Consider the following 20553-nt stretch of genomic DNA (forward strand, 5'->3'; position numbering starts at 1 on the left):
GCCGCAGGCTGCACGCCCTCATGCCGGCCGTGCCCGCACCTCCGTCGCGGGCACGGCCATCCACCCTCACGCACGACCAGGAGGACCCGGTGCACAGCCCGCTCGGCTGGACCCACGAGCACCCGGTGCGTACAGCCGCCATCCTGCTCGCCGTCACGCTGCTCGTTGGCTTCGTGGACGGCTGGCGCCGGATGCGCCGGGTGCGCGCCCAGGCTGCGCAGTCCGTGCACCCGGATGCGCAGCCGACCGACTCCCGGGACCGCACTCCGGCCGCCATCCTGGTCGCCGCGATGGCGGCCGCCGGGTGCACCGCTTATAGCGGCGACACGAGCTGGCGCTTCGCCGAGGATCACCTCGGAATGCACAGCTTCCGCGAGCGCATCTTCCTGTTCGGCGCTGCCGAGCTCGCGCTGCTCGCCTGCGCACTCATGGCGCAGCGCAACCTGCGCACCCGGGCGACTCCTGGCGCGCCCGGGATCCTGGTCTGGGTCATCACCATGGTCCAGGTCATCCCCGCGTACACCGAGACTACGGACATCTGGGGCGGCACCGTTCGTGCATTCGTCGGCCCGGTCCTCGCCGCAGTGCTCTGCCACCTCGCCCTCGGCCTGGACCTCTGGCACGCCAAGCCCGGCGCCCTGTCGGCCAGCCTCCCCGCGGTCATCCTCCGCGAGCTCCGCGAGCGCCTGCTCTCCCGCCTCGGCCTCGCCGTCCGCGGCCGCGACGCAGAGCAGATCAGCCGCGACCGCGCCACCGCCGCGGCCGTACGGCTCGCCGCCCGCCTCGAGCACACCCGCCGTTTCGCCGGATTCACCCGCCGGCGCCTGGCGGCCGCGGTCGCCCGTGCACAGGTCGGCCAGGACCCGGAGCAGCGCCAGCAGCTGCTCGCGCAGCTCGCCGCCCGCCGCACTGCCGACGAGCTCGCGACCATGCCGGTCACCTCGCCCTGGGCACAGCCCGGCCCCGCCCGGCCCGCCACGGTGCGCGCACTCGCCCACCAGGCCCTGACCCGGATGCAGCCGATAGACGCCGTCCGTACGGTCGCGGCCGCGCACCCGCACGCAAGCCTGGGCGAGGTCGCATCCCTGTGCACCGCAGCCGGAGTCGTCGTGTCCGAGGCGCAGGTGCGCATCGCTCTCGGCCTCGGCAACCCGCCCGCACCCGACCCGGGGGATGCGAGGGAGACGCTCCTCCTCGACCTGGCACCGATGCCCGACCCGCATCCCGCCGTCGTCGCGGCCGCCGTCGCGGCGCCCAGCCGTGCTGCCGCTGTCCACGCCCGCATCCCCGCCACCACGACCGTCGAGGATGCGCAGCCGGATGCACTGGCGGCCGAGACAGGTGCGCAGCCGGATGCGGATGCGCCGGACCCAGATGCGGATGCGCCGGACCCAGATGCGGATGCGTGCCCGGCCAACGAGGACGCCGTCGACGAGACCGACGAGCTACTCGAGGAGGCGCTCCGCCTCGACGACGCCATCCGCGCCGGCGGCGGCCGCAACGCATCCCGCGGCGCGACGCTGCGCATCCTGCAGCGCGAACTCCGCATCGGCCAGGCCCGCGCGCAACGCCTCCAGCGCCTCATCACGAAGGCGAAGGAGCAGCAATGAGCGCGCCCGGCGAGGACGAGCTCGGCATCCGCCGGTGGCTGTGCCGCCGCGGCCTGGGGACGACGCCCACCGCCCCGGCGGAGCAGCCCACCGAGAAGCCGGAGCGGGAGCGGGACTGGTTCGACCGCCTCTACGAGGACGACCAAGCGCCACCGGCCAAGGAGACCGCGGCGCAGGGGGAGGGGCCGGTGCGTTGGTACTCCCTCAACCGCCGCAGCGAGCAGACCGAGGAGCAGCCTGCTGTGCCTACGACCGTGACGATCGACCAGGACGGCCGCGCCTCCCAGATCGTCATCTCCCAACCGGCTGCCCAGCAGCCGGCCGCCCGGCACGACCGGCGCCGAGTGAACCCCATGTGGGCCGCCTACCACGGCTCTTGTGCGTTCGTCGGCTGGTGGCTCGGCCTGGAAGAGGCCATGCGCCACGCGGCCGACGCCCCCGGCCGCGCCGGCCTGGGCACAGCTATCGGCCTCGTCATCGTCACGTTCGTCATCGCCGCGGTCATCCGCGGGATGCGCATCCCCGAGCCGCTGTACCCGGTCGTGAACTGGGTCGCCCGCATTCCCGTGTGCACCGCCGCCCTCGCGCTTGCGCTGCACGGACCCCGCTGAAAGGACCCCTCGTGTACATCGCATCCGGCAGCAATGCCGCCTTCGGCGCACTCGGCGCCGGCGGCCTCGCCCTGTGCATGGCGGTCTTCCTGATCCTCGCCGTCCGCGGGAAGGGCAGGGTCAAGCTCAAGGAAAACCCCGCTCTGATCTTCGGATTCCTGGCGGGGACGGCCTTCAACGCGGCTGGCCAGATGTGGGCCAACCCGCAACGCCTCACGGAGCAGGGCCTCGCAGGGATCGGCGTGGGCGGCGGCCACCACCCTTTCGGCAACGTCACCGTCGCCAGCGCCTCGCTTCTGCTCCTGATCATCATGCTCTGCGCCAAGATGACCCCGCTGTTCGGGGCGATCCTCGGCATCGCCTCCGCCTGCGTCTGGCCCCTCGCCGGGACCGACACCATCTGGAACATCCCCGTCGACCTCGCCGCAGGCGTCCTGATGATGTTCGGGAGCGGCTGATGCGCATCTGGATCGCGATCTGGCAGGGCTCCAGCCGGATGGCCGCGGCCTTCTGGGACTGGGCATTCACTGCGCCGCTGCCGCGCATCGGGGGAGTGGTCGTCCTCACCCTGGTCGTCAACGGCCTCCCGTTCACCGGCCACATCGTTGGCGCCAGCGCCGTTGCCTGGATCCTCACGGCGATCGTCCTCGGCCTGCGAGAGCCCCTGCCCGACCTGTCCAAGCTCCGCCGCGGCAAGGCCGCCCCCACCGGAGATCAGGCCAAGGGCCCGGGGGAGAGCAGCGGGGAGCAGCCCGAGCAGCCCGCGGGGGAGCAGCAGCCGGCCCCCCTGCCAGACCTCTCCCACGACGAACTGGGGGAGTACCTGCGGGCGCTCCTCGGCCCCTCCGGGGGAGTCCACCTCGCGGCCCTCGCCAAGGCCCTGTCCGGGGTCACGGGGAGGGCCTGGGAGACCCGCGACGTGCGGGCCCAACTGGCCCGCGTGGGTATCCGCGTACGGGCCGGCGTGAGGGCCCCCGGGGTGGGCGTGCGTGAGGGCGTCCACCGCCGGGACATCCCACCCGCCCCTCCCCCGGACCAGGAGACCGCCCCTGACGGTGATGTTGTCGCAGGTCAGCCCGGCAACAACAACACCGGCAACACCTCGCGGCTCGTCGGCGGGGAGTGGATGACCTTCGAGGAGGACCCCGACAACCCCCACCGGACGATCATCAGCCGCAAGTAGCCCCCGGGGCGGACGCGGTAGCTGCCAGGCGTGGCGGCCGCCCCGGGACACCCATCACCCTCAGGAGACAGGCACCACCATCATGGCCAAGAACAAGACCCCCGCTGCGACCGCCCTTCGCAAGTACGTCGACCAGCACGGCAGCGACCCCCGGGACTGGAGTCCGCAGCAGCGCTCCGAGTTCGTCGACCTGTCGAATGCCGCGACGCGCGAGCGGGTCGGCCTTCCCGCCGACCAGTCCGAGGGCCAGCGGTGACCGCCGGCCAGTCGGCCGCCGACCACGCCGCCGAGATCCGCGCGGCCGCGCCCTGGTGGCGACGTTTCCTGTCCAGCCTCGGCTGGCTCGAACTCGGCGACACCAGCTGGGACATCGGCGCCAGGGGCGAACGTCTCACGGCCGCCCTGCTCCAGCCGATGACCGCCCTAGGCTGGCACATCCACCACGACCGAGCCATCCCGCGCAGCGGCGCGAACATCGACCACCTGCTCATCACCCCGGACGGCCTGGGCGCCTACGTCATCGACACCAAGTGGTGGTCGGCCCAGAACGAGGTGTCCGTCACTCGACACGGCCGCCTGGTCCACGGGACCGCCGACCGGCACCGCTCCGTCACCACAGCGATCCGTACGGCCCACCGCGTCGAAGAGGCCCTGGGCGTCCCCGTCCGGCCCGTCATCGCGATCTACGGCGCTCCCGTGACCGGAGGCCGGCTCACGGTCGACGGCGTCCTGATCATCCCGGTCGGCGAACTGGTGCCGCTCCTGGAGGAGCGCGCCGCCAAGACGCGCCGCGCTCCTGGCCCCGCACGTTCGTTGTCCCTCCGAGCCGCTCGCGAGTTCCCCGCGTACACCCGCACCCACTGACCGCACAGGAGTGCACATGCCCGCACCCGAAACCGCCCACCTGCACAACGGGCCGCGCATCACCATCGACGAACTCGCCGTGCACCTCTCGGCCGTCGTCCTCCGGCTGCGCGAACTGGCCCTCGCCGCAGAGGACCCGGCAACGCCAGTCGAACTCGAGGCCACGATCGAGGCCCTCATGACCAGCGCCAAGGGCGTCAACGAGCACGCCCAGCGCATGGCGCACCTGGCGCGCATCGTCGACGGCGACGTCCCGTTGTCCCGCAGGTTCCGCAACAGCAACGACCCCTGGGGCGCAGCCGCGCTCAACACCGACCGCGAGGACTTCGGCGGCCCCGCCGTCATCCCCACCCAGTGGCAGCTGCTCACCCTGGCCAATGTCGAGTTCGACCCCGAGCCGAAGACCACGTACCCCGAAGCGATGGAAGGTGTCCCCCGATCCGTCCTCGCCTCATGGGAGTCCAAGTCCACCCGCGCGCGCCGCCAACGGGAGCGGGACGCCGCGGTCGCGACGGAGGTCCTGGCCATCCCCTGCGAACGCTGCGAGGCCCAGCCCGGCAGCCGCTGCAAGACCAAGACTGGCTGGGAGGCCGAACAGGCCCACGCAGGCCGCCAACGCGAGGCCGAGGCCCGCGTTGACACCCGCCTCGGCTACCTCGGCGACAACCCCGTCGCCGTGCCCGGAGCGTGAGGCCCCGTATGAGTGCGACAAGACTGCCAGCTCGCCGGTGGCAAATGCGTCCGACGGTGCGGCGCTACAGCTTCATCTGCCCGAAGGCGGAGTGGAATGGCCACCACGAGCAGACGCCTGGGCTCCGGCTCTACTGGACGATGCGTTCCCTGGCACAGGCGTATCTCGCAGCGGCGGCTGCTTGCCCCGGCGTCAAGTCGGGCCGAAGTGCCATGGGCCTCGCGATCGTCCCCGACATGCACACAGTGGACTACCGGCCCGTCGCGCAACGGGTCCTCATCTCAGCCTGCCGCTGCTGCCCACCTGACGACAGCCCCACCCTCGCGGCTCATGACCTCGACTTTGAGCGTCTGCCGGATACCCCCGACGGCGACCAGCGTTGGAGCTGGACATGCCATCGCCCCGGATGCGACATGACCGGGCTGCACGATGCGGAACGGTGGGCCATTGAGGCCGCGATGCTCCATGTCGCAGCCACCGATCACACGGCCCTTGAACGTTCCCTGAGCTAACACACAATTCCCCCAAGCTGTACCGAAGCGAGAGGATCCACCCATGACCGCGAACATCACTCCCGACGACGACCGCGTCCGAGTCCGCGTGCTGCTGCTCTTCGGCGACCAGGCCGAGATCGCGGCCGACGCCCCTGACGCCGACACCCCCGAGCGGTACCCGGCCGCCGAGGTTGCGGCCGCCGTCGGCCTCGATCCGAAGGAGCTCCCGGGCAAGCGGCTGACGGCCCGCGTGGGCGCCGGCCACCGGCTCGAGGACTTCCGCCTCGCCTGACCCGCACCACGGCGCAGCACAGCGGCCCGGAACCCCGCCGAGGGGGTCCCGGGCCGCTGGCGTTATGACTTCCGAGACCAGCCGGGCTTGTTCAGCGGGGGCCCGCCAGGAGCCCCTCTGATTCCGATATACGAAATCGGGGTTCCGTGAAGCGGGTTCTCAGTCTGAGAGACCTGCCATTCCCGGAGGGCCGCGTCGTAGGGGCGGTCGAACCATTCGACTTCGCTCCTGGTGACCTGGGGCCACCAATCCTTGCGTCGGTGCTCGTGAAGTCGGCGGTCGGGATCAATGGAGCAGCCGACATACAGCAAGGTGTCGGCGGCGTCGTAGCAGCGGTACACGCTGGTGCGCCGGAAAATGTGCTCGGACAACTCGCCATCCCTACACGTCTGTTGGCGGTTGCTTCGCGCTGACCACGGTGCGGTCGCGTAGTGGTGGAACGCCTGCGGCCTTGGCGATGCGGCCGACGTGCTGTCGCTCGTAGGGCACTAGGCGGGTCACCTCGGACGGCCCGAGAGTGCGTTCCGTGAGGACATCGACTATTCCGGCGTTGAGGGCGGCGCGGGCTGTCTCGAGGGCCTTCTCGGCCTCGACGTAGTCCGCGCTGAGCAGAGCGAGGCGTTCGCGGGCCGTTTCTTGCTGTGCCTGTGTTGCTGCCATGCCTCGATAGTGACACATGGCGTTGCAACTTTCAAATGCACCTTGAAGTTGCAACATGAGGTTGCTATGCTTTGAATGTCAGAAGGCGAGGGGCTGCGAACCCCGAACCAAGAACCCCACCGAAAGGACGGACCCCATGTCCGACGAGAACGACTTCTGGACCGAGCGCCTGATGGACCGCCTCGTCCGCTACTACCTCGGGATCCACAAGGCCTTCAAGGCCCTCCCTATCCCGATCGAGCTCCCGGTCCAGCAGGTTGGCCTCTATGCCGACCTCCTCCCCGCCGTCATCCAGGCGTACAAGATCCTCGACGAGGAGCCGATCAGCCAGCACGATATGGCGACGGCCACCACGGTCGCCCTCTACTGGATCGCGGGCTGCGAACTCACCGTCGCCTACGCCGCCAGCCACGAGGCGCACCGCGCAGACGCCGCGATGCTCCAGCTCATGGCCGGTGAGGGCCACCTCGGCGACCTCCTGATGGCCGCCCGCAACGGATACCAGGACCCCAACCCGGACGCCTGATCCGCCCACAAAGGAGGCCCCCCGGCAGCCAGCCGGGGGGCCTCCTCACGCCCAAGACAACAAAAGACCGGCGGGGCCGAGCCGAAGCTCTCGGCCCGAAGGCCGCTGCGAAACCCACGCCGGTCCAGAACCCGATCCCGAGGGACAGGAAGTTCCATCCTACTGCGTCGTCTCCGCCGAGCCGGACGGAACGTCGGACTCGACTGGCCATGAGGGCAACGAACCCCGATGAGGCTCGAGCCGGTGCAGCTCCCGCACTCCCCGGACCCGTGCCATGGCCTCGCTGTTCGCCTGTTCCGGGGACAGTATCTGGAAGCTGTGGAAGCGTTCTGCGATCTGTTCCGCCTTGTTCAGAAGCCGACGCTCACGGGTCACAAAACCGAACCCTCCGTAGCGGATCGCAGTGGACACGTGCATGACGTCGCGCAGGTGGTTGCCCCGAGCCGTCGCGCGATTCACGTTCGGGAACAAGATCGCAAAGGTGTCGTTCAGGCGGCTATGGTCCTCTTCACTGCCCCAGACCGATGAGCCCCAACGGGATTGGTTCCAGACCATCGGTCCGTAGGACTCCGGATAGCTCGCACTGGCCTCAGCTAGGTCAGCCCGCTTCTCGTCGGGCGCCCTCGCAAGTTCTGTGCCCATCACGTCGGTCCTGGACAAGCTGATCCAGCCCTCTTTCATGAGACGCCTCAAGAACACGGCCGCCTCATCAGGAGCGTCGATGATGTGCGTGTCTATGTAGAGGCTGAGTGCTGTGATGTTGTGGAACCTTGAGACCTCATCAGTCATGGGGGCACCGTATTCCTGCGCCGCGGGGAAGCGGGAGGGTCCGGCTTGAGGGATGGGCCTCAACTGCTACCCATCCTGCTACGCCGCTGCCCGCCGACCGGGTGACTGCCCGCAGCGTGTCGAACATTCCTCCAACACCGGAGCGTCTCGAGCACCCCATGCTCCAGCACGACGTGCACCGACCCGCTCGCCACCAGGCGCACGCGGCCGCACGCGAAGGGGGAAACACCATGCCCAGCTGGGAGCTCCACCACGGCGACGCCCTGACGATCCTGCCCACCCTCACCGCCCAGGTCGACGCCGTCATCTGCGACCCGCCCTACAACTCCGGTGGCCGCACGACCACGGAACGCACCACCCGCACCGCGCGCGGCAAGTACCTGTCCGAAGGCGGCCGCCACGCCGTACCCGACCTCGCGGACTTCGCCGGCGAAAACCGGGACCAGCGCGCCTACGCGTTCTGGCTCTCGCAGGTCCTCGCCCACACCCACCGCATCGTCCGCCCCGGCGGCGCCGCCCTCGTCTTCACCGACTGGCGGCAGCTCCCCACCACCACCGACGCCCTCCAGGCCGCGGGTTACACCTGGCGCGGCATCGCCGTGTGGAACAAGCCCCTCGCCCGCCCCCAGAAAGGCCGGCTGAAGCAGGACTGCGAGTTCATCGTTTGGGGCTCGAGCGGCGCCATGATCCCCGGCAACAACCCGGTCTACCTCCCCGGCCTCTACACCGGCAGCCAGCCCCGAGGGAACACCCGCCAGCACATCACGCAGAAACCCCTCGACGTCATGCGCCAGCTGGTGCGCATCGTCCCCGAGGGCGGCACAGTCCTCGACTGGTGCGCAGGGTCTGCCACCACCGGCCTGGCCGCCCTCCTCGAAGGCCGCAACTTCATCGGCATCGAGGAGTCCGCCCACTACGCCGCCATCGCCCGCGAGCGCCTGGCCGCCACCACCCCGCCGCTGCCCGAAGCGGCATAGGCCGCCGCACCGGCCCCTTTTTTCGTTGAGGCAATGAGGCGCCATCCCCCCCCCAGGCGCCGAACCGGTGGCGCGCCGCGTCGCAGCCCAGCTGCGCCGGTGCGCCACCCCTCGCCCGCCGGAGCCCGCGTTGACCCTCACCCTCGAGCAGCGAATGCGTCGCCATGAGGCCGCCACCCGCGCCGTCCTGCCCCGCCGTACCTACAGCCTCCTCCGCGTAGACGGAAGGGCCTTCCACACCTACCTGCGCGGCTGCAAACGCCCGTACGACGAAGCGTTCATGGCGGACATGGACGCCGCCGCCATCGCCCTGTGCGAGGAGATCGCCGGGGCGCGCCTGGCGTACGTCCAGTCCGACGAGATCTCGATCCTGTTCACCGACTTCGCCTCCCAGCTCACAGAGCCCTGGTTCGGAGGCGTCGTCGCGAAGCAAACATCGATCGCGGCCGCCGTCGCCACCGCCGCGCTGAACGAACGCCGCCCCGGCAAACGCGCCCTCTTCGACGCCCGCGTCTTCACCATCACGGACCCCACCGAGGTCGCCGCCTACTTCCAGCACCGGCAGCACGACGCGACCCGCAACAGCATCGCGATGTCCGCGCAGGCCGCTTTCTCCCCCAGGCGCCTGCGCGGACTCAACGGTCCCCAGATGGTGGAGCTCCTCGAGCAGGAGAAGGGCATCCGCTGGGCCGACTACCCGACAGGCTTCCGCCGCGGCCGCGTCGTTGCCCGTGCCTACGGCAACGAGCTCGTCACCTACGTCCACGGCCGCACCAGGGAGCAGCGCAGCACCACCGTCTTCCGGTCCTGGTGGAAGGCCGAGCCAGCACCCGAGTTCACCCCGGCCGCGCGTGGTAGCTGGCTCGCCGAACGCATCCCCGAGCTGCCCTCCTTCACCGCGGGCGGAGGCCGCTGATGCCCACCCGCATCGTGACCCGCCCGCTCCGCACGCCCCCCGGCGCCGTCGCCGTCTTCGAAGGCCCCTGGGCGAACCCGTACTACTGCCAGAGCGACAGTGCCGCAGGCCGTTACGCGACCGCCGACGCGCTCCGCACCTACCTCCGCGCCCGGCGCACCGAACCGCCCGGCTGGAGTGACCCCGACCTCGACTACCCCAGCGACGAGCAGATCCGCGCCGAGCTCGGCGGCCGCGACCTCGCCTGCACCTGCGCCGAAGACGAGCCCTGCCACGGCCTGGTCCTCCTCGAGGCCGCCAACCCGCGCCCCAACACCCCCGACGAGAAGCACCCCGAGGGCGGCACCCGCATCACGATGAAGCGATGCTGCAACGGATGCGGCGAACGCATCGGAGACGTCACCGACTGGGAAATGCTCCTCGCCGTCCACTACGCAGCCCCGCTGCCGGATGTCCGCGACGAATGCCCCACCTGCACCCCGACCCTTGCGGAGCTCACCCGATGAATGTGACCGTCGGCCAGATCTACGCCTCCTGCCGCCCCGGCGACGACCGCCGCCTTCGCATTGAGCGTTTCGAGCCCGGGTACGCCTCTGCGTTCGTCGTCGACGCCGAGACCGGCCACCGACCGCGCTGGATCCTCATCCACGCTCTTCACCCGACGCCACGCCTGCGCAACGGCCGCCCCCGCCGCACCGGCTACGCCCTCATCCCGCCCGAGAACATCCCCCTCACCGTCGAGCGGATCGAGGCCGCACTCCGCAGCGTGCGTATTGTGCTCGGCCCGAACGCCCTCAAGCTCCTCGACGAGGGAGGGGCCGTCGGGCTGTCCGGCGGCGAGTACACCGCGATGGCCCGCGCCGTCCTCGAGCTCGTCACGGCCCCCAGTGCGCAGCCGTAAGCCCCGCAAGAGCAGGGCCAAGCCGTGGGCCGGCCCAACCTGCGGGAAGTGCGACCGCCCGCTCAAGGACCCGGATTCCCTGCGCCGTGGCTACGGTCCCGAGTGCTGGCGCGCCATGGGCCACGGACGGTACGACGTCGACCAGGACGCCTTGCCCCTCGGCCAGGACGACGAGATGGGCGACGCGCCCCGCAGCCACACGGTCATCACGGACATCGTGGAACCGAGGACCCGGGCGACACCGAGAGAGTTCTACGCCGCCACGGTCTGGAACGAGGCGGCGTCAGGAGCAGCGCAACCGCCTCTGTGGCCTGCCCCGCCCGAACGGATAGAACGCACCGTCACAACCCCGTGACGCTCCGACGCGTCGCCCGGCCAAGGCGCCACCATCCGGCCATGAGACCACTCACCCGCTGCACCCTCGCGCTCGTGTCCCTCGCTCTCCTGGCCGGCTGCTCGTCTGCCCCCGCCAACACGCCGGCCTCCGCGTCTTCGAGCACTGCTGGCGACCCCGTGGGGTACTTGTACGACGTCGACGAGCACCGGCACCCTCAGGCCGACGTCCAGGCTCTCGTCGCCAAGCTCCGCGAGCGCTGCACCGATGACCCGCTCCTCGTGGCGTTCACGGCGACGAACACCGCCGCAGACCTGGTCGACGCCAACCACCCACGCCAGGACGTCTATCCGGTCGTCGCCGCGCTGGCCGCAGATCTCCCGGCGCGGGGCAAGGTCGGCTGCGCCTCGCGCCTCCCGGATGCCGGGAAGGCATTGCGCGCTGCCGCCGCAGATCGGTAGTTCCCGAGGGAGGTCAGCCGCGGAGGGCCGGTTGATCGTTTGAAAGGGTGACACCCGCCCCTTCCGCCCCGGGAGTCCCCCCATGCCTACTCCCGTCGTCTGCCCAGGCTCCTGCAACGCTGCCTGGCGCCGCGCCGAGCATGCCCTCGCCACTCACGGCACCCCTCACGACATCCCCGCCACCTGGGGCGTGCCTGTGCACTGCCTCGGGTGCGAGGACCGCACCCGCCGACATCTCACCGAGCTCCCCGAACTGCTCCAGGCCGTCACCGTGGAGCCGCTCGAGGGCAGCCGGTCCCCGTCAGCTGCGACCATGCACGCGGCGCCGACCGACACCACCCCGTGGCCCGGCCAGTCCGCCCGCCTCCTCGTCGACCAGGTCGCCGGCGGCCTCATCGAGACCGCCGCCGAGCTCCTGCGCATGAGGAACCTGAGCCCGGCCCGGCTCGAGGCCGCAGGCGTCAGGGAGGACGTCCGTATCGGCCGCGCGATCAAGACGCTCCTCGGCCACCTCGCGTGGCTCATGCAGGAACACCCGCTCGCCACCGAGTCCCACGAGCCGCTCCGCTACGGCGCGATCCTTGCCGTCTCCGGCAACCCGGCCGCGCAGATCGCCGCCTGGCACCGCGCCGCGACGCGCTTCACCCACCGCGACGAGGCCCCCGAAACGACCCGCTACGCCCCGTGCCGGCGATGCGGTGGCCCATGGCTCGCCGAGGCCCGGGACCTGCGCCTCATGCACGGCCTGCCCTACATCGAGTGCCGCGACCCCGACTGCGCCGCCCTCCTCACGCACGCCGAATACCGCGACTACGTGAAGGAATTGATCAAGGAGGGGCAAGCAGCACTGGAAGATCCCCTGCCCGACGGCGCGCCCGAAGAAAGCGCAGCTTGAATGCGTCGCCGAGTTTCGCGTAACTTTGGGGGCGTCTCCGGCGTGCCCGGAATCAGGAAGCCCCACCTCACCGTGGGGCTTTTGTGTTTTCACCACTCGGAGGTGACACATGGTCGATCTATCCGTTGATCTCCACAGCACGTACTGGAGCGTCGCGCAGGCGGCCGAGGCCGCCGAGGTGAAGCCCGGCGTGATCCGGCTCTGGAAGCACCGCGGACATCTCATGCCAGCAGCGAAGGACGACCATGGCCGTCCGCTCTTCCTGGCAGTGGACGTCATCAGGGCGGAAAAGGCCACGCGGCAGCGCGCCCGCAGAACCTACGCAATGAGGTAAGTCCCGGTAGAATTGGGGTAATTGGAACCCCGGTGAATGCGCTAACACTCCCGGGGCCTGGCCGACGCTATAGGGAGCGCCGAACAGATGAATAGTAGCTGGATTGCACCCACAGGCAGGATGCGCATCCACGCCGAGGACGAAGGCACACGCCCGAGCGGCGCAGCACTCCTCGCGCTCGTGGACACCACAGACCCCGCCTTCATGCACATCGCCGCAGACCTGCGGGAGGCCCGCGACAGCGGCATCAAGCTGACCGAGGAGACCGTCAGGGAAGCCGTAGAGACCGGCCGTCGACGTCAGGCCAGCGAGCAGCCGGCGCCGGTAGCGAGCGAGCCGGTGACTCCAGATTTCCCGTCGATCGTCTACTACGTGCTGCGTGGGCCACTGGTCAAGATCGGAACCACCATCAACCCGGCCAGCCGATTCGCCGGCCTCATGCCGGACGACATCCTGGCCGTCGAGCCAGGTGACCGTCTCGACGAACGTCAGCGCCACCTTCAGTTCAGGCACCTGCGCGTTGGGACCTCGGAATACTTCCAGCAGGCCGACGACCTCACCGCCCACGTCCGGTCCATTCGCTGCGAGTATGGCGCCCCGGACCCGGCCTGGCCCACGACGAAGAACCTCAACCGATCACGCGCCGACTTCTTCCCTCAGCCGCCGTCGGCGACGTCCCCAGACATGGTCACCCTGGGAGAAGCTGCCGACGCCGTAGGCGTGCGGCGCGGCACTGTTAGCGGCTGGATCTACCGCAACCTGCTCGCTCCCGTCGGGAAGAGCGGTCGGGGACGTCCTCTCTACCTCCTGGACGACGTGAAATTCCTGGCAGACCGCAGCGCCGATCTGACGCGCTCACGAGTCGTGCGGCCCCAGTAGGCCCGCCACTCCCACCTGCTCCGGCCCGCAGCCGTCCTCGCTCGGCTGCGGGCCGGGGGCCGTCCGCCGCTGGCGGCGCCGAGGGTCGCCACTGGCGGCGGACATCCAACATCTCCCGCTGCCCGGAACCGTTTTGCGGAGGCGGCAGGCCCCAGCGGGGACCTGGGACCGACCTGGGCGGCGGGCCCACGCGTGGCCTGTAGCTCAGTGGTAGAGATTGCCGCCCTCCGAGGGAGCGGATAGACCCCGGTTCGACTCCGAACCCGGGGTCACCCAAGAGGCGGCCTGTGGTTCGGAATGCGTCCTGGCCGGCGGCTCACCGTGGCGAGGGGCAACCGGAGGCTGCCGTCACTCTCGAACGGTCTGCTTCCACATGATTTGCCCCTGGTTGTAGGTTGAGATGAGGAGCCAGACGCGGGCCGCGTTATAGACGAGCCACGGGACTGTTCCGACAGGCGTTGCTGTCGACTCCTGTCCCCAGTTGGTGCCCGAGTAGGACACGCCATTGGGGTCGAGTTCCTGCTGCCAAACGCGCTGGTCGCCTCCCATCACGGCGGCAACCCAGTGGCCGTTGTTCAGAGGGGCGACTGCAGGTTGGCCGTATGCGTTTCCGCCGTGGCTGGTCCACGGTGTCCACCGCTGATTGTTGTAGTACGGGTAGTCCGAGATTGCCGTGTACATGTGGGTATCGGTGCCAACATGCGCGACCAAGTACGAATCGGTGGCTGTGTTGTAGGTGATCGCGGGGGCCGTGTATGTCGTGGCACCAGGAGCCTGCACGGGGGTGTTCCACGAGTTCGTCGTGCCATCTACCGACGTAATGTAGATGTTGTCGGTTGTAGCTCCACGCCAGGCGAGGACGCCTCGGCCGCCAAAACCGGTGGTTGCACCGACGGGCGTGTAGTCCCTGGTTCGCGCGTTCGGGACTGCTCGCCAGGTGCCGTCGTTGCTGCCGTTACTGTTGACCACGGCGTAGTAGATTTGGCCACCTTGGCCCGTATGGAACACCATGAAACCGTTTCCCCGCGAAATCACGGTTGGTGGGGCCGAGGTATTTTCGCTCGTGGTGATGCGGAACGCTGCACCGTTGTTCAGACTCAGCCAGATGCCGTGCTGCCAATCAGTCCAGGCCGTGAGGTGGATGCTGAGGTTGCCAGCCTGATAGGCCGACGACGGCCGATACGGACTGTAGACGCCCTGGTCTCCTTGGGTTTCGGCGTGAAATGTGCCTTCTTCGTTCGGCAGGGCGGCGTTGGCCGGAACTCCGGTGACTGCCACGATGGCGAATGCTGCGAGTAGGGCAGTGATGCCCAGTCCGACCCGTTTTTTCAAACGGTGTATCTGGGATATCAAAATGACTCCTTGACGTGGTTGTGCTGTGCCGAACCTTGATGGTTCGGCTTTCTGTGCCGGGAGTGATCAATGGTGTAGACGAGTTGCCTCGGCTGCCAGGGCACCGGCGTTCATAGGAGTGACAGGGCTACCCAACGACGAAGGAGCGACAGGATCATGGCGACCCGTCCCTCGCTGCCCGCCGTCCCGACGATCGGGCGTGTCGTGCGGTACCGGTTGTCGGCCGATGACGTCCGCGCCATCGCCCGCCAGTGGGACGAGACTGGCGCCCGCGGTAACCCGGTCAAGGCCGGTGAGCAGTACCCCGCGGTCATCGTCCGAGTGTGGGGCGACACGGCGCAGGCCGCCTGCAGTCTCCACGTCCACCTCGACGGTCCCGACCTGTACTGGGCGACCTCCCGGCACGTGGGCGACCAGAACGGCAACTGGTCCTGGCCGCCCCGGGCCGGCGCCTGATGGCCGAGGTCGGCGCCTACCTCGTCGCATGCCCGGTCTGCGAGACGGAGCTCCGCGCGCCTCTCACGGTCCGGGGGCCGGATGAACCGGGCGCACCGGCCGCCGCCGGCACGATCACGCTCCTCCTCGCCGTCGACCTGTCGCCCGTCCACGCTCACGTCGATGAGCACCTGGAGGTGAGCGATGGGCAGGACGCCGGTCCTGGGTGACACCGTCCACTACCAGGTGTACGGGTCGGCCGACGGCCGATTCGGCTCCGTCTGCCGGACTGCCCTGGTGAGCGAGGTCGGCCAGTGGGTCACCAGGAGGACTGACACCGACGATGAGGGCACGACCCGCACTCTCCACCAGGTGTGGGAGCCGGAGGCCGTCGCCTGCACCGTCCTCAACCCCGGGGGCGCGTTCTTCCACACCGTGTGCCAGCACAGCGAGGGCGTACGCCGTGGCGGCACCTGGCACTGGCCCGAGCAGCCGCCCCACGGCCTCCGCGACGTCGTCCGGGACGAGATCCGCCACGAGGTCCTGCGCCAGCGCCTCGACCGGCCAGGGGTTCGGGGATGAGCCGCGCCGACGGCCGGCGCAAGATGCGTGCCTTCGTGACCTACGCGCTCGACGGGCCGCCCAAGGAGCGGTTCTGCGGCCAGGCCGCGGCCGCCGCCCGCCTCCGCGCCCGCAGCGCCAACGAGGAGCAGCGCATGCCGAAGAACAGCCCAGTGGAGAAGCGCGCCGCCCGCGAACGCCAGGCCGCCACCGGCCGCCGCTACACCGAGTGCCTCGCCGAGATCCGGGCCGAGGAAGCCGAACGCCGCCGGCAACGGTCCGCCGCCGAGGCCCCCCAGTGAACGACGGCCGCGCGAACGTACCGGTGTCCACGGAGCTCCGCATGGTTATCACCCGGGCTGACGGCAGCGTCGAGGACCACGGGGTCGTCTCCGCGCAGTACCGCAGCCCGCTCCGCCGATGCTGGTGGCTTCTGGTCCGGCAGCCGCTCGCCAAGCGTCGTATCGCCCGATCCAACCGCACAAGGAGGACCACCTGATGGGCGCCGTTATCACCACCAAGGGCCGCGAAATCCTGGCCGGCCGTATGCGCGGATCTTCGCCGACCCAGGCGGAACCGCTCAACCTCGCCTGGGGCAACAACCCCGCTGGCTTGACCGCCGCGACGAGCGACGTGGCCCTCTTCAAGGAGGCCACCGAGGGCCGCGTCGCGGGTACGTCGTCGCTCGTCACCGGCACCACGCCGAACGACACCTACCAGGTCACTGGGACGTTCACCGCGGGCAGCGGACAGACGATCTCCGAGGTCGCCCTCTCCGACTCCGCGTCGAAGCCCACCGCGGTCGACAGCGTGCAGGCCGGCTCCGCCGTCATCGGCTCCAACTCGGCCACCACGCTCGTCGTCGCTAACGGCGCGAACTTCTCGGCCAACCAGTACATCCAGGTCCGCACCGAGGTCATGAAGATCACGAGTATCAGTACGAACACGCTGACGGTGACCCGCGCGCAGAACGGCTCCGCCGCCATCTCCACCATCGCGTCCGGCGACACCGTCACCGGCGGCAACATCCCCGGCGTCAGCAACGTGACGAACGGCAGCCTGTTCTTCCACGCCGACCACGGTGCCCAGACCCTCTCCTCCGGAGACCAGGTCTCCTACACCCTGACCACCAAGTTCTCCTGAGAGAGAGTCGATCATGAGTATCTGGGATGAGATCGACGTCCCGTCGTATCCCGTGTATCGCTTGCGCTTCAACAGGCCGACCAGTGGCAACGTCTACGTGATGTTGGTCCCGCATAACTCTGCCCCGGAGCGGGCCCTCACCGATGACGACGTGCAGGCCCTCGTCCAGGGGATGGAGAGCGCCGGTTACGTCCTCACCACAGAGCTTCCGCCCGTGAAGGTGGAACTGGGAGAGGTCGAAACTCCGGTGCCCGATCCCGCGGACTCGTAGCGAAGTGAAGGGCGGTCGTCGTGGCGCGCCTGTGGACGTGCGGCTTTGAACTGCAGTCGGCCACCGGCGGCATCGAGTTCTCCGAGGCCTCGACGAGCGCGCCGACGATCTCCACCACCATCAAGCGCGCCGGCGCCGCGTCGATGCGCTTCAACCCGTCGGCCACGGTGCAGTACATCTCGCACCAGTTCGGATCTGTCGCCGCCCGGCACGTCTACTACCGGATGTACCTGTACGTGGCGACGATGCCGACCGTCGACACGATCATCATGGCGAGCTGCGACGGCCTCGGCTCGCCCGGCCGCTCCCCGCGCCTGTTCCTCAAGACGAACGGGCAGCTACAGACGTCCACCGGCAACACCAATACCCACACCTACGTGGGCGGCTCCTCGGCCACCCTCAACACCGGCCAGTGGTACCGGGTCGAAATGGACTGGGACTCGGTCAACGACGTCCAACACTGCTACCTCGACGGCAGCGATTTCTCCGGGGCCGTGGCCGGAGCAGGCTTCACAGGCTTCGAGGCCCCGGTCATCCGCGTCGGCGCCTTCACGGACGTCCCCGCAGGGTCCACGACCTGTGACCTCTACATCGACGACATCGCCGTCAACGACAACACCGGCACCGCGCAGACCGGCTTGCCCGGTGCCGGCAACGTCGTCCACCTGCGCCCCGACTCCGCCGGCGACGCAAACGCCTGGGCCACGGTCGTGGGCGGCACCGCCGGCTCGGCTAACAACTACACGCGGGTCAACGAGGTCACGCCCAACGACGCCACGAGCTACAACGCCACCACCGCGTCCGGCACGACGACCACTGATGACGTCAACCTGGCCTCCGGCGCGGCGGCCGGCATCGGCGCGTCCGACACGATCTCCCTAGTCGCTGTCGGCGGCCGCGTCGGCAGCAACGCGACAAGCACCGCGAGCATCGTCTACCGCCTCAAGTCGCAGGCGAGCGGCACGGTCGTCGAGTCCGCGTCGGTCACCGTCGCCCTCAACGGCTGGGCCACGCACGTCAACAACGCGATCCGCCCGTACCAGCTGACCTCCTACACCGACCCGCAGGCCGGCGGCGCCTGGACCACGACCAAGCTCAACTCGGCGCAGATCGGGTACCGCACGAACGTCAGCCAGGTCACGACCCGCCGGGTCTCCACCCTCTGGCTCCTCGTCGAGTACAACCCCGCCCCGTCCGTCATCCCGGTCTCGGCGGCGGCGACCGCCAGCCTGACCGGCGGCACAGGGCGCGCCGCGCTCCTGCAGCGCCTCACCACCGCCACGACGGCGGCCGCGAACAACCGCCGCGGCGTCCTGGCCCGCTCCGCCCTCCTCACCGCGGTCGTCGTCGCCCAGCGTGCCACCGCCCTCGCCCGGTCCGCCACGACCGGCACGAGCACCGGCATCCAGCAGACCCCACTCCTCGCCCGCTCGGCCACAACCACGACGACCGGGACCGTACGCCGCGCGGCGGGCATGACCCGCACCGCCGCGGCGACCACCACCAGCGCGGTACGGCGCGCGACCGCACTGGCCGCCGCCCTGACCATCAGCACGGCGGCCGCGGCCGTGCGCGCCACCGTCCTCGGCGTCCTGGTCGTCCTTGCCACGGCGGCCCCGGCCGCCCGGCGCTCCACGTCGCTGCCGCGAGCCACTACCACGACCGCCGCCGCCGCGGTGCGCCGCGCCTTCGCCGTCATGGCGATCGCGACGGCCTCGAGCAGCACCACGACCAAGCGGAGCAGCCTCCTCGGCCGGTCCGCGACCGTCACCACGGCACCCGGCACCGTCCGCGTCACGAGCGTTGCCAGGCAGACGTCAACAACGGCCGGTGCCGGCGTCGTCCGGCAACTGGCCGTTCGCGCCGGCGCCACCGCCGGCACCGCGGCCGCGGTCGTCCTCGGCCGAGGAGCGGCCATCGTCCTCGCCGCCATCGCCACGGTCACCGGCAGCATGGCCCGCACGACGGCCCTGGGCCGCTCGAGCACCACCACCGCGGCCGTCGCCATGACCCGCCGCGCCCAGCTCACCCGCACGGCAACCAGCTCCGGCACCGCGGCCGCCGTCCGCGCTGTCGGCATGAGCCGGGCCGCGGCCGCCACGACCGTCGCGGGCATCCGCCGCGCCTTCGTCTTCACGGCCATCACTGCCGTGAACGCCACGGCCGGCATCCGCCGCGGCGCGGTCCTCGCCTACGTCACCACGACCACCACCACGGCGAGCAGGGCCCGCACCGCGGCCGCCGTCCTGGCCGCCACGGTCACCGTCACCGGCCGCACCGCCCGCTCCACGCTGCTCCGCTTCACCACCGCAGTCACTGCCACCGTCCGCGCCGCGCGCAGCACCGCCCTGACCCGGGCCACCGGCGTGACCCTCGAGGGCGCCGAGGCGTCCGGGCACTCGTTCCTCCGCGTTCTGGCCGCCACTGTCTCCGCGACGGCCACGGCTTCGGTCGGGCAGGTCATCCGCGGTGTGTTCCTCACCGCGACGGTCACCCTGTCCACAACCACCGCGCGCGCCACGGCTCTCGCCGTCGCCGCGACCGAAGCCGTGGCCGCCGCGGCGCGCCGCACAACGGCCCTGACCGCCAGCGCCGTCACCGCCAGCACCGGGGGCGTACGGCGCGCGGCCGCCGTCGCCCGCTCCGCGGCCACGACCGCGACCGGCGGAGCAGCCCGTGCCGCGGCCATGACCCGCGCCGCGGTCGTCGCCACCGCGGCGACCACGCGTCGTACCCTCGTTGCGGTCCTTGCCGCGGTGCTCGGCGCGACCGGGGCGCTCACCCGGGCGGCAGGGCTCCTGCAGTCCGCCGACGCTCTCACCGAGGGGACGACGGCCCGTGCTGCCGGCCTGACGGCCCGCGCGACGGTGACGCCGAGCGGCGGCGTCCGGCGCCTCATCACCCAGGCCGTGGCCGCCACCGTCACGACGGCGGCCGCCGCAGCGTTCACCGGCGCTGTGCGCCTGGTCCTCGCGGCCACCGCGGCCACAGCGGCAGGCCTGCGCCGCCGGGCCGCACTACTCCGCGCGGCCACCGCCACCACCATGGCCAGGCGCGCCCGGCGTACCGTCCTCGGCGCCTACCAGGCCACCGTCCTCGCCGCCGGTCACGTCCGCTCAGGCCGCCTCTACACCCGCGCCCTCGAAGCCGCCGCGACCACCGCGGCCGCCGTCGTCTACGAGTTCCGGCACGGCGTCCTCCGCGACATCGCGCTCCTCGTGAGCGGCCCCGTCCTCCGATGGGGCGCCGGCGCCCCGGAGCAGCCGCGCTGGAACGCCCAGCAGCGGCCGAGCAGGTGGCTAGCCACCCCCGCGGCCGTCGCCCGCTGGATGACGCGCCTGACCGGCGGCCGCTGGCGCGCCCGCCCCTGACC

General features: G+C 70.5%; 30 protein-coding genes. 26 read left to right on the forward strand and 4 right to left on the reverse strand.

The features are described from left to right. Positions 1–89: 89 nt before the first annotated feature. From ABZ883_RS04845 to ABZ883_RS04885, 9 genes are all read left to right on the forward strand, one after another. A complete protein-coding gene (locus ABZ883_RS04845) occupies positions 90–1610 on the forward strand; it encodes a hypothetical protein (RefSeq protein WP_360901484.1) in 1521 nt (506 codons plus the stop codon). Beyond that, positions 1607–2221 carry a hypothetical protein gene (locus tag ABZ883_RS04850; RefSeq protein WP_360901487.1) on the forward strand — a complete coding sequence of 205 codons (615 nt, stop codon included), beginning with the start codon at positions 1607–1609 and terminating at the stop codon, positions 2219–2221. The genes ABZ883_RS04845 and ABZ883_RS04850 overlap by 4 nt, the downstream gene beginning before the upstream one ends. An 11-nt stretch (positions 2222–2232) precedes the next feature. After that, positions 2233–2679, forward strand: a complete 447-nt coding sequence (locus ABZ883_RS04855; protein WP_360901490.1) for a hypothetical protein — start codon at positions 2233–2235, stop codon at positions 2677–2679. Further along, positions 2679–3404: a hypothetical protein gene (locus ABZ883_RS04860; RefSeq protein ID WP_360901493.1), complete on the forward strand. Its 726-nt coding sequence runs from the start codon at positions 2679–2681 to the stop codon at positions 3402–3404. Before ABZ883_RS04855 ends, ABZ883_RS04860 begins: the two co-directional genes overlap by 1 nt. Positions 3405–3486: 82 nt before the next feature. Then, entirely contained in the window at positions 3487–3660 is a 174-nt protein-coding gene (locus ABZ883_RS04865) for a hypothetical protein (protein ID WP_360901496.1), read from the forward strand. Further along, positions 3657–4268, forward strand: coding sequence for a nuclease-related domain-containing protein (locus ABZ883_RS04870; protein ID WP_360901499.1), 612 nt, complete (start codon positions 3657–3659; stop codon positions 4266–4268). Before ABZ883_RS04865 ends, ABZ883_RS04870 begins: the two co-directional genes overlap by 4 nt. A 16-nt stretch (positions 4269–4284) precedes the next feature. After that, the gene (locus ABZ883_RS04875) at positions 4285–4959 is read left to right on the forward strand and encodes a hypothetical protein (RefSeq protein ID WP_360901502.1); all 675 of its coding nucleotides are present in this window, start codon (positions 4285–4287) and stop codon (positions 4957–4959) included. A 56-nt stretch (positions 4960–5015) separates the two neighbouring features. Next, positions 5016–5471, forward strand: coding sequence for a hypothetical protein (locus ABZ883_RS04880; protein ID WP_360901505.1), 456 nt, complete (start codon positions 5016–5018; stop codon positions 5469–5471). A 43-nt stretch (positions 5472–5514) separates the two neighbouring features. Next, on the forward strand, positions 5515–5745 hold the full coding sequence (locus ABZ883_RS04885; RefSeq protein ID WP_360901508.1) for a hypothetical protein: 231 nt from the start codon (positions 5515–5517) through the stop codon (positions 5743–5745). A 62-nt stretch (positions 5746–5807) separates the two neighbouring features. Here the strand turns inward: ABZ883_RS04885 and ABZ883_RS04890 are convergent, their stop codons facing one another. Then, positions 5808–6086 carry a GIY-YIG nuclease family protein gene (locus ABZ883_RS04890; RefSeq protein WP_360901672.1) on the reverse strand — a complete coding sequence of 93 codons (279 nt, stop codon included), beginning with the start codon at positions 6084–6086 and terminating at the stop codon, positions 5808–5810. Positions 6087–6126: 40 nt separating this feature from the next. Continuing rightward, positions 6127–6405, reverse strand: coding sequence for a hypothetical protein (locus ABZ883_RS04895; RefSeq protein WP_360901511.1), 279 nt, complete (start codon positions 6403–6405; stop codon positions 6127–6129). 136 nt (positions 6406–6541) lie between these two features. Here ABZ883_RS04895 and ABZ883_RS04900 point away from each other — a divergent pair, with 136 nt between their 5' ends. Beyond that, positions 6542–6931, forward strand: coding sequence for a hypothetical protein (locus ABZ883_RS04900; RefSeq protein WP_360901514.1), 390 nt, complete (start codon positions 6542–6544; stop codon positions 6929–6931). 159 nt (positions 6932–7090) lie between these two features. On the opposite strand, the gene ABZ883_RS04905 is transcribed toward ABZ883_RS04900, so the two are convergent. Beyond that, positions 7091–7720 (reverse strand): hypothetical protein, encoded by a 630-nt coding sequence (locus ABZ883_RS04905; protein ID WP_360901517.1) that lies wholly within the window; start codon positions 7718–7720, stop codon positions 7091–7093. A 230-nt stretch (positions 7721–7950) separates the two neighbouring features. On the opposite strand from ABZ883_RS04905, the gene ABZ883_RS04910 reads away from it, so the two are divergent. The 9 genes from ABZ883_RS04910 (at position 7951) to ABZ883_RS04950 (ending at position 13417) form a co-directional block, all read left to right on the forward strand. Next, positions 7951–8697, forward strand: coding sequence for a DNA methyltransferase (locus ABZ883_RS04910; RefSeq protein WP_360901520.1), 747 nt, complete (start codon positions 7951–7953; stop codon positions 8695–8697). Positions 8698–8827: 130 nt separating this feature from the next. Further along, positions 8828–9613, forward strand: coding sequence for a tRNA(His) guanylyltransferase Thg1 family protein (locus ABZ883_RS04915; RefSeq protein ID WP_360901523.1), 786 nt, complete (start codon positions 8828–8830; stop codon positions 9611–9613). Beyond that, positions 9613–10119 (forward strand): DUF4326 domain-containing protein, encoded by a 507-nt coding sequence (locus ABZ883_RS04920; RefSeq protein ID WP_360901527.1) that lies wholly within the window; start codon positions 9613–9615, stop codon positions 10117–10119. Before ABZ883_RS04915 ends, ABZ883_RS04920 begins: the two co-directional genes overlap by 1 nt. Then, positions 10116–10514 (forward strand): hypothetical protein, encoded by a 399-nt coding sequence (locus tag ABZ883_RS04925; protein WP_360901530.1) that lies wholly within the window; start codon positions 10116–10118, stop codon positions 10512–10514. Before ABZ883_RS04920 ends, ABZ883_RS04925 begins: the two co-directional genes overlap by 4 nt. Further along, positions 10501–10869, forward strand: coding sequence for a DUF6011 domain-containing protein (locus tag ABZ883_RS04930; protein ID WP_360901533.1), 369 nt, complete (start codon positions 10501–10503; stop codon positions 10867–10869). Before ABZ883_RS04925 ends, ABZ883_RS04930 begins: the two co-directional genes overlap by 14 nt. A 41-nt stretch (positions 10870–10910) precedes the next feature. Then, a complete protein-coding gene (locus ABZ883_RS04935; RefSeq protein ID WP_360901536.1) occupies positions 10911–11309 on the forward strand; it encodes a hypothetical protein in 399 nt (132 codons plus the stop codon). 82 nt (positions 11310–11391) lie between these two features. Further along, the gene (locus ABZ883_RS04940) at positions 11392–12204 is read left to right on the forward strand and encodes a hypothetical protein (RefSeq protein WP_360901539.1); all 813 of its coding nucleotides are present in this window, start codon (positions 11392–11394) and stop codon (positions 12202–12204) included. A gap of 109 nt (positions 12205–12313) precedes the next feature. Beyond that, positions 12314–12538, forward strand: a complete 225-nt coding sequence (locus tag ABZ883_RS04945) for a MerR family transcriptional regulator (protein ID WP_360901542.1) — start codon at positions 12314–12316, stop codon at positions 12536–12538. Between the two features lie 120 nt (positions 12539–12658). Next, positions 12659–13417: a GIY-YIG nuclease family protein gene (locus ABZ883_RS04950; protein WP_360901545.1), complete on the forward strand. Its 759-nt coding sequence runs from the start codon at positions 12659–12661 to the stop codon at positions 13415–13417. 348 nt (positions 13418–13765) lie between these two features. Here ABZ883_RS04950 and ABZ883_RS04955 read toward each other — a convergent pair whose 3' ends face one another. Then, positions 13766–14695, reverse strand: a complete 930-nt coding sequence (locus tag ABZ883_RS04955) for a hypothetical protein (RefSeq protein WP_360901548.1) — start codon at positions 14693–14695, stop codon at positions 13766–13768. 231 nt (positions 14696–14926) lie between these two features. Between ABZ883_RS04955 and ABZ883_RS04960 the strand changes: the two genes are divergently transcribed. The 7 genes from ABZ883_RS04960 to ABZ883_RS04990 all read left to right on the forward strand — a co-directional run bounded on the left by ABZ883_RS04960 (position 14927) and on the right by ABZ883_RS04990 (position 20551). Continuing rightward, entirely contained in the window at positions 14927–15226 is a 300-nt protein-coding gene (locus tag ABZ883_RS04960) for a hypothetical protein (RefSeq protein WP_360901552.1), read from the forward strand. Positions 15227–15409: 183 nt separating this feature from the next. Continuing rightward, the gene (locus tag ABZ883_RS04965) at positions 15410–15787 is read left to right on the forward strand and encodes a hypothetical protein (protein ID WP_360901555.1); all 378 of its coding nucleotides are present in this window, start codon (positions 15410–15412) and stop codon (positions 15785–15787) included. Continuing rightward, positions 15784–16068 (forward strand): hypothetical protein, encoded by a 285-nt coding sequence (locus ABZ883_RS04970; protein WP_360901558.1) that lies wholly within the window; start codon positions 15784–15786, stop codon positions 16066–16068. The genes ABZ883_RS04965 and ABZ883_RS04970 overlap by 4 nt, the downstream gene beginning before the upstream one ends. A gap of 41 nt (positions 16069–16109) precedes the next feature. After that, entirely contained in the window at positions 16110–16265 is a 156-nt protein-coding gene (locus ABZ883_RS04975) for a hypothetical protein (RefSeq protein WP_360901561.1), read from the forward strand. Then, positions 16265–16909 carry a hypothetical protein gene (locus tag ABZ883_RS04980; protein WP_360901564.1) on the forward strand — a complete coding sequence of 215 codons (645 nt, stop codon included), beginning with the start codon at positions 16265–16267 and terminating at the stop codon, positions 16907–16909. Before ABZ883_RS04975 ends, ABZ883_RS04980 begins: the two co-directional genes overlap by 1 nt. A 13-nt stretch (positions 16910–16922) precedes the next feature. Beyond that, positions 16923–17180, forward strand: coding sequence for a hypothetical protein (locus ABZ883_RS04985; protein ID WP_360901567.1), 258 nt, complete (start codon positions 16923–16925; stop codon positions 17178–17180). A gap of 20 nt (positions 17181–17200) precedes the next feature. Then, positions 17201–20551 carry a hypothetical protein gene (locus tag ABZ883_RS04990; protein WP_360901570.1) on the forward strand — a complete coding sequence of 1117 codons (3351 nt, stop codon included), beginning with the start codon at positions 17201–17203 and terminating at the stop codon, positions 20549–20551. The last annotated feature ends 2 nt before the right edge of the window (positions 20552–20553 follow it).

It is taken from the genome of Streptomyces sp. NPDC046977, from assembly GCF_040644455.1.
GTDB lineage: Bacteria > Actinomycetota > Actinomycetes > Streptomycetales > Streptomycetaceae > Actinacidiphila.

What these genes read in the sequence shown, in the direction of transcription:
- ABZ883_RS04850 (WP_360901487.1), top strand. Translation starts at nt 1,607, where the DNA reads ATGAGCGCGCCCGGCGAGGACGAGCTCGGCATCCGCCGGTGGCTGTGC.
- ABZ883_RS04860 (WP_360901493.1), top strand. Translation starts at nt 2,679, where the DNA reads ATGCGCATCTGGATCGCGATCTGGCAGGGCTCCAGCCGGATGGCCGCG.
- ABZ883_RS04865 (WP_360901496.1), top strand. Translation starts at nt 3,487, where the DNA reads ATGGCCAAGAACAAGACCCCCGCTGCGACCGCCCTTCGCAAGTACGTC.
- ABZ883_RS04875 (WP_360901502.1), top strand. Translation starts at nt 4,285, where the DNA reads ATGCCCGCACCCGAAACCGCCCACCTGCACAACGGGCCGCGCATCACC.
- ABZ883_RS04885 (WP_360901508.1), top strand. Translation starts at nt 5,515, where the DNA reads ATGACCGCGAACATCACTCCCGACGACGACCGCGTCCGAGTCCGCGTG.
- ABZ883_RS04895 (WP_360901511.1), bottom strand. Translation starts at nt 6,405, where the DNA reads ATGGCAGCAACACAGGCACAGCAAGAAACGGCCCGCGAACGCCTCGCT.
- ABZ883_RS04900 (WP_360901514.1), top strand. Translation starts at nt 6,542, where the DNA reads ATGTCCGACGAGAACGACTTCTGGACCGAGCGCCTGATGGACCGCCTC.
- ABZ883_RS04905 (WP_360901517.1), bottom strand. Translation starts at nt 7,720, where the DNA reads ATGACTGATGAGGTCTCAAGGTTCCACAACATCACAGCACTCAGCCTC.
- ABZ883_RS04910 (WP_360901520.1), top strand. Translation starts at nt 7,951, where the DNA reads ATGCCCAGCTGGGAGCTCCACCACGGCGACGCCCTGACGATCCTGCCC.
- ABZ883_RS04920 (WP_360901527.1), top strand. Translation starts at nt 9,613, where the DNA reads ATGCCCACCCGCATCGTGACCCGCCCGCTCCGCACGCCCCCCGGCGCC.
- ABZ883_RS04925 (WP_360901530.1), top strand. Translation starts at nt 10,116, where the DNA reads ATGAATGTGACCGTCGGCCAGATCTACGCCTCCTGCCGCCCCGGCGAC.
- ABZ883_RS04935 (WP_360901536.1), top strand. Translation starts at nt 10,911, where the DNA reads ATGAGACCACTCACCCGCTGCACCCTCGCGCTCGTGTCCCTCGCTCTC.
- ABZ883_RS04940 (WP_360901539.1), top strand. Translation starts at nt 11,392, where the DNA reads ATGCCTACTCCCGTCGTCTGCCCAGGCTCCTGCAACGCTGCCTGGCGC.
- ABZ883_RS04945 (WP_360901542.1), top strand. Translation starts at nt 12,314, where the DNA reads ATGGTCGATCTATCCGTTGATCTCCACAGCACGTACTGGAGCGTCGCG.
- ABZ883_RS04950 (WP_360901545.1), top strand. Translation starts at nt 12,659, where the DNA reads ATGCGCATCCACGCCGAGGACGAAGGCACACGCCCGAGCGGCGCAGCA.
- ABZ883_RS04960 (WP_360901552.1), top strand. Translation starts at nt 14,927, where the DNA reads ATGGCGACCCGTCCCTCGCTGCCCGCCGTCCCGACGATCGGGCGTGTC.
- ABZ883_RS04965 (WP_360901555.1), top strand. Translation starts at nt 15,410, where the DNA reads ATGGGCAGGACGCCGGTCCTGGGTGACACCGTCCACTACCAGGTGTAC.
- ABZ883_RS04970 (WP_360901558.1), top strand. Translation starts at nt 15,784, where the DNA reads ATGAGCCGCGCCGACGGCCGGCGCAAGATGCGTGCCTTCGTGACCTAC.
- ABZ883_RS04975 (WP_360901561.1), top strand. Translation starts at nt 16,110, where the DNA reads ATGGTTATCACCCGGGCTGACGGCAGCGTCGAGGACCACGGGGTCGTC.
- ABZ883_RS04980 (WP_360901564.1), top strand. Translation starts at nt 16,265, where the DNA reads ATGGGCGCCGTTATCACCACCAAGGGCCGCGAAATCCTGGCCGGCCGT.
- ABZ883_RS04985 (WP_360901567.1), top strand. Translation starts at nt 16,923, where the DNA reads ATGAGTATCTGGGATGAGATCGACGTCCCGTCGTATCCCGTGTATCGC.